Origin of the sequence: Microcystis sp. M109S1 (genome assembly GCF_020247025.1) — a bacterium.
In the GTDB taxonomy this organism is placed as follows: Bacteria; Cyanobacteriota; Cyanobacteriia; order Cyanobacteriales; family Microcystaceae; genus Microcystis.
Map to the genome: position 1 here is coordinate 1 of NZ_JADBRW010000284.1, position 5,637 is coordinate 5,637.

A 5,637-nucleotide genomic window follows, 5' to 3' on the forward strand; every position below is an offset into this window, starting at 1 on the left:
AAAATTGTCTGCTCAATTTTTTGATAATTGACCACTGTTACATTTGGTAAATCGAGGAGTTGCTCAAAATTTATCCACATAACCCACCTCCTGTTCTGTGTTACTATTATACCATGCTCACACAGAACCTAGAAGAGCCCGGTATCGACTAAAGTACGAATTTCTGCTTCGCTGAGAAAGGTTAAAACCACTCTTTCCTCATCAGCTTCTGCGTACTCAATATAACATTCTGTACCTGTTGCGTGTCCTTCGGCACTATACAGCAATTCTCGCTCTAAAAGTGCATTGATTAACATTGATTTACCGGCACTAAAAGCACCGGCAAAAACGATTTCAAATTTGGGAGAAATGGCTTTTTGTAGGGCAATTTCTATCTTGCTGGTATCCTGTTGATTGCGGAGAGAGGATTCGCCCTTGAATAGTTCAATTATACTGTTAACATTACCAGCCAGATTACTGCATTGGGGTAAAAGTTCAGTCATGGTAAAACCCAAATCTAGAAGAACAGTGCTATTGTTCCCCAGATTATAACAAAATTCCCTAACTAGATGTCACATCTTTGGTCAGCGATTTAAGCAATCAAGGACAAAGTCATCGTCTTCAATCTAGAATCAGGATTGATTATAATCAATTTAGTACATACCGATTTCCGAGAACCTTCTTAGCTAAAAATTCCCTCCTGAATCCTAGAATAATGATAATTATGTGGACAAAAATGGTAATAGATAAATTGAGATTAAAAAAAATTCGGACTATGGGACAGTTAGGATTTTTGTTAGGAACAGTTTTTCTTTTGGGTGGCTGTCATTCTCTGAATGTTATCCAAAATCGTCCCCAACCCTTGCCCCAAGATCAATATGTTCAAGTCTATTTTAATTATAATCAAGCCCAGGGTTCAAATTATACCGATCCCTATCGCCAAATTAATCGCCCAGGGGATAATTTAGAACAGGTTATTATTGATAATATCAACTCGGCAAAAAGTTCGATCGATCTAGCGGTGCAAGAGTTACGTTTACCCGCCATCGCTCAAGCTTTAGTTGCTCGTCAGCAACAGGGAATTAAAGTTAGGGTTATTCTCGAAAATATTTACAATCAACCTATTCATAGTTTAGCCAAAAACCAAGAACAATTAAGCGATCGAGAACAGGAACGTTATCAAAACCTTTTTGACTTAGTTGATCTAAATCGAGATGGTAAATTAAGTGCGGAGGAAATCGCCCAAAGAGATGCAATTACTATCCTTAAAAAAGCTGGTATTCCCCTAATTGATGATAGGGCAGATCGCTCAAAAGGTAGCGGTTTAATGCACCATAAATTCATGGTTATTGATCATCACACTACTTTAATTAGTTCAGCTAACTATACCTTAAGTGATATTCATGGAGACTTTTCTAATCCCGAAACTATCGGTAATGCCAATCACTTATTAGTGATTACTAATACCCCACTAGCTAGAGTTTTTCAAAAAGAATTTAATCTGATGTGGGGAAGGGAAGATCAACCTAAATTTGGGTCAGATAAACCCCAGAGAAAACCGCAAAAAATTACTATCGGTAATAGTAGTCTGACGGTGAAATTTTCCCCCGATTCTATCACTTATCCCTGGGCAATTACTAGCAATGGTCTGATCGGTGAAACTTTAAATAAAGCTGAAAAATCCGTGAATTTAGCCCTGTTTGTCCTGACGGAACAGCCTCTAGCTAATATTCTCGCCCAACGACATCAAAAAGGGATAGAAATTAAAGCTTTAATTGATCCTAGTTTTGCCTTCCGATACTATAGCGAAGGATTAGATTTATTAGGAGTTGCTCTCAGTAATAAATGTCGTTATGAACCAGATAATCAGCCTTGGCAAAACCCAATTAATACCCTAGGAGTTCCCGATCTAGCCCCGGGAGATAAATTACACCATAAATTCGGTTTAATCGATGATAAAATTGTGATTACTGGTTCTCATAATTGGTCAGCAGCTGCTAACCATCAAAACGATGAAGCTTTAGTTATTATCGATAATCCCACCGTTGCCGCTCATTTCGATCGAGAATTTCAATATCTTTACCGTACCGCTAAATTAGGACTGCCGGAAACTATTAAAAATCGGATCGAACAGGATAGAAAAAACTGCCCCCAATCTGTAACAATTAAAAGCGATCGCTTAATTAATTTAAACACCGCCACGCGAGAAGAACTAGATACTTTACCCGGTATCAGTGGCAAATTAGCCGAAAAAATTATCGCAGCCCGGCAACAAAAACCCTTTACTTCCCTAGAAGATTTGGATCGAGTATCGGGAATCGGTCAGGGAAAAATTAACAAGCTCCAAGGCAAAGTCAGCTGGTGAGCATTGCTTCGTCTGCATTTTCTTCCACAGACAAAAACTAGCAATTTTCCCTCCACAAGCCCTATTTTAACGGTTCGGGAATACTATCAGAAGGAGCTTCAAACTGTCCGGTAATAACGTATTCTAGACGCAATTTTAGCCAAGTAATAAACTGTTGATTGAGAGAAACAATCGCCGCTGCCGGTTGGGGAGTTTTCTTTTTGATATCGGCAAAAGCGGGAGTATCTAAAAAAGCTGGATTGGCAATTAACCAAAAATCAATTTCTTGACCTTTTTCTTGATAATTCCTGATTCTTTCCTTCAAAACTTCCTTTTTGATCGCTTCTTCTTCTAAAAACTTTTGACTGGCTACCAAATAATAATAAGTTGTCATCATCTTTCCTTTAATTTTTCAGTGTAATTGTTCGTTAGTCGGGAGATTAGCTGATAGCTGATGGCTTTTACAATTGTCCACGCATAGCCAATTTCATTTCCCTAACAGCCCGTTCCAACCCGACCAAAACCGCACGACTGATAATTGTGTGACCAATGTTCAATTCTTCCATATTGGGCAGACAGGCGACGGGATAAACATTCCAATAGGTCAAACCGTGACCAGCATTCACCCGCAAACCCAGAGAGGAAGCGTATTCACAACCTTCTTTAAGAATTGTTAATGCTGCTTGACAATCGCTCTCCTGTTGTGCTTCGGCGTATTGACCGGTATGGAGTTCAATAAATTTCGCCCCCGTATTAGCGGCCGCTTGAATTTGGGCAAAATCGGCATCAATAAACCAACTAACGGGGATATTAGCCGATTGCAGGCACTCTACAACCCGACAAAAACGGTCAAAATTGCCCAGCATATCGATCCCCCCTTCCGTGGTCACTTCCTGGCGCTTTTCGGGGACAAGGGTGACATAATCGGGTTTAATATCGAGAGCAATGGCGATCATTTCCTCCGTCGGGGCCATTTCCAGATTCAGATGAGTCCGCACCGTTTGCCGGAGGAGCCGCACATCGCGATTTTGGATATGACGACGATCCTCGCGCAAGTGAACGGTAATGCCATCAGCACCACCGATTTCGGCCAAAACTGCCGCCGCCACGGGATCCGGTTCCACGGTCTGACGCGCTTGGCGAATTGTGGCCACATGGTCGATATTGACACCCAAAGTCAGCAAAGTTGAACCTCCTTGTTTGTTAGTCCAACTTTACATCTTACCATTGCGGTCAAAAGCGATTACATACTGGAGATATTTAAACCCATGGTCAGTTCTTCCATTTTGCTGCGCATGGTTTCCGTGGAGGCATCATAGGCGGCTTTCATGGCTTCTAGAATAGACCCAGCCACAATCTCCAGATCTTGGGAGAGGAGAGAAGGGTCGATTTCAATACCCCGGGGTTCTTGGTTGCCACTGAGATAGACTGTCACCAAGCCATTTTCACTTTCGCCTGGAATTTCCATAGTTTCTAGTTCTTCTTGCAGAACTTTAGCCCCTTGTTGCACCTGTTGCGCTTTTTGGAAAGCGTCTTGTAGTTCTTTAATCTTACCGAGACCGAATCCGAATCCTTGTCCTTGTGCCATGATGTTTTTTTTGTTTAAGGGGTCACTCAAGATTTTTATTGTACTGCTTAAGGTGGACCGGGGTCAACTTTTGTCCATTTGAGGGCAAAAAGTGATTATTGACAACGATGACTTTCTGACTGGGTTAAGGTTTGAGGGAACTTGTTCTCTCTTAATCCGTCACGGGATGGTCAGAAAGAGAAATCCTAAAAATTATCCTAACCACTCAGTCGATTACCCCACGCCATAATACAATTGTTGCTTTGACGAGGAGAATAGCAATTTTGAACGCCAAAAAAACGGGAATTTTCTTGACAATTGCCCTAAGTTGTGCTTTAGCGGGGAAAGTAGCGATCGCTAATACTTCCCCTTTGGAGGGGACTCGATGGAAACTAAGGGGTTGGACAGCCGGAAGTTTGGTCAAAGAAACGGAAATTACTGCCGCTTTCCAGAAAAATATCCTCAGTGGTTCGGCCGGATGCAACCAGTATAATACCGGCTATCAAGTCAATAATGGCACGTTCCAGATCAAACAAGCGATCGCTACTACCAAAAAAGCTTGTCCGGAACCGCAGATGAAACAAGAAAATCAATATCTCGCTGCCTTGCAAGGAGTGGAACAATTCCAAGTGACAGCTAAAGGCGATTTACAATTATTTTATCGTACTCCCGAAGGTTTAGGAATCCTCACTTTTACCCCCGCACCGACCACCACGCGCACGGAAAAGACAATTTATATCAATTCTAGGAAACAACCCTGTAGCCAAGGCACAACCAAAGACTGTTTACAGATGCGAGAAAAACCAGAGGAAAACTGGAGATTGTTCGCCAATAGTATCGAGGGATTTGATTATAAACCAGGATTTTTATATCAAATTAAAGTTAGCGTTGAAACCGTCTCCAATCCAGCTAATAATCAAAATTCGGAAACATGGAAGCTATTAGAAGTTATTAGCCAAACCCCAGAAAAAGAGACTCCGCGAGCTTGGTTTGATCGACCGTTAACTAATTGGAATAAAGCCAAGGCACCTATCCCCAAATCTCCCGTTAAAACCGTGATTGATAACCAGTGTCGTGAACAGGTTCGTCCGGCAATTACTGCCAATGATCAAGCGCTTAATAAAGCAGGATGGTTGCTGTACGGAGCCGTGCAAACCTATGGTAAAACTAGCGTTATTTCGGCCATGAGTGGAGTGGATGGAATGTGCCGACCGATGGGTTATCAAGACTTTGTTTTTGTCGATGGTAAATTCGCTGGCACTCTTTCCCCGCGACCGATGGATTCCCGCGCTGATGGAGCATCTCAGAGAATTGTTTTACAAAATAGCGATCGAATTATTGTGGTTTTTAATCGCTATAAAGACACGGATCCTCTCTGTTGTCCTTCCCAATTAAGTCGCGTTATTTATCAAATCGAAACAGTCAGCGGAGTGCCAGTTGTTGTTCCCAAAGAAGTGGAAACAGAAGCGGTGAGAAACTAATTCAGTGCTCAGTTATCAGTGCTCAGTTATCAGTTATCGGTTATCAGTTATCAGTTATCAGTTATCAGTTATCAGTTATCGGTTATCAGTTATCAGTTATCAGTTATCGGTTATCAGTTATCAGTTATCAGTTATCGGTTATCAGTTATCGGTTATCAGTTATCGGTTATCAGTTATCGGTTATCAGGGAGATAGGGAGATAGGGAGATAGGGAGATAGGGAGATAGGGAGATAGGGAGATAGGGAGATAGGGAGATAGGGAGATA

The 5,637-nt window shown here is 41.7% G+C and carries 5 protein-coding genes and 1 pseudogene; 2 read left to right on the forward strand and 4 right to left on the reverse strand.

The genetic code is table 11. The features are described from left to right. Positions 1-140: 140 nt before the first annotated feature. A pseudogene (locus tag IM322_RS14375) lies at positions 141-482 on the reverse strand (dynamin family protein); the annotation flags it as partial. A gap of 221 nt (positions 483-703) precedes the next feature. Between IM322_RS14375 and IM322_RS14380 the strand changes: the two are divergent. Continuing rightward, positions 704-2,344: a DUF655 domain-containing protein gene (locus IM322_RS14380; RefSeq protein WP_287673310.1), complete on the forward strand. Its 1,641-nt coding sequence runs from the start codon at positions 704-706 to the stop codon at positions 2,342-2,344. 61 nt (positions 2,345-2,405) lie between these two features. On the opposite strand, the gene IM322_RS14385 is transcribed toward IM322_RS14380, so the two are convergent. The 3 genes from IM322_RS14385 to IM322_RS14395 all read right to left on the reverse strand — a co-directional run bounded on the left by IM322_RS14385 (position 2,406) and on the right by IM322_RS14395 (position 3,911). Continuing rightward, positions 2,406-2,717 carry an MgPME-cyclase complex family protein gene (locus IM322_RS14385; RefSeq protein WP_061430283.1) on the reverse strand — a complete coding sequence of 104 codons (312 nt, stop codon included), beginning with the start codon at positions 2,715-2,717 and terminating at the stop codon, positions 2,406-2,408. Positions 2,718-2,784: 67 nt separating this feature from the next. Next, positions 2,785-3,507 (reverse strand): pyridoxine 5'-phosphate synthase, encoded by a 723-nt coding sequence (locus IM322_RS14390; protein ID WP_287673312.1) that lies wholly within the window; start codon positions 3,505-3,507, stop codon positions 2,785-2,787. Positions 3,508-3,566: 59 nt separating this feature from the next. Beyond that, complete coding sequence (locus tag IM322_RS14395) at positions 3,567-3,911, reverse strand: YbaB/EbfC family nucleoid-associated protein (RefSeq protein WP_024970320.1); 345 nt, start codon at positions 3,909-3,911, stop codon at positions 3,567-3,569. Between the two features lie 263 nt (positions 3,912-4,174). Between IM322_RS14395 and IM322_RS14400 the strand changes: the two genes are divergently transcribed. Next, positions 4,175-5,371, forward strand: coding sequence for a DUF4377 domain-containing protein (locus IM322_RS14400; RefSeq protein ID WP_287673314.1), 1,197 nt, complete (start codon positions 4,175-4,177; stop codon positions 5,369-5,371). Positions 5,372-5,637 lie beyond the last annotated feature (266 nt).

Bases quoted from the DNA above. Each gene is read 5' to 3' on its own strand.
- IM322_RS14380 (WP_287673310.1), top strand. From the start codon at position 704: ATGTGGACAAAAATGGTAATAGATAAATTGAGATTAAAAAAAATTCGG.
- IM322_RS14385 (WP_061430283.1), bottom strand. From the start codon at position 2,717: ATGACAACTTATTATTATTTGGTAGCCAGTCAAAAGTTTTTAGAAGAA.
- IM322_RS14395 (WP_024970320.1), bottom strand. From the start codon at position 3,911: ATGGCACAAGGACAAGGATTCGGATTCGGTCTCGGTAAGATTAAAGAA.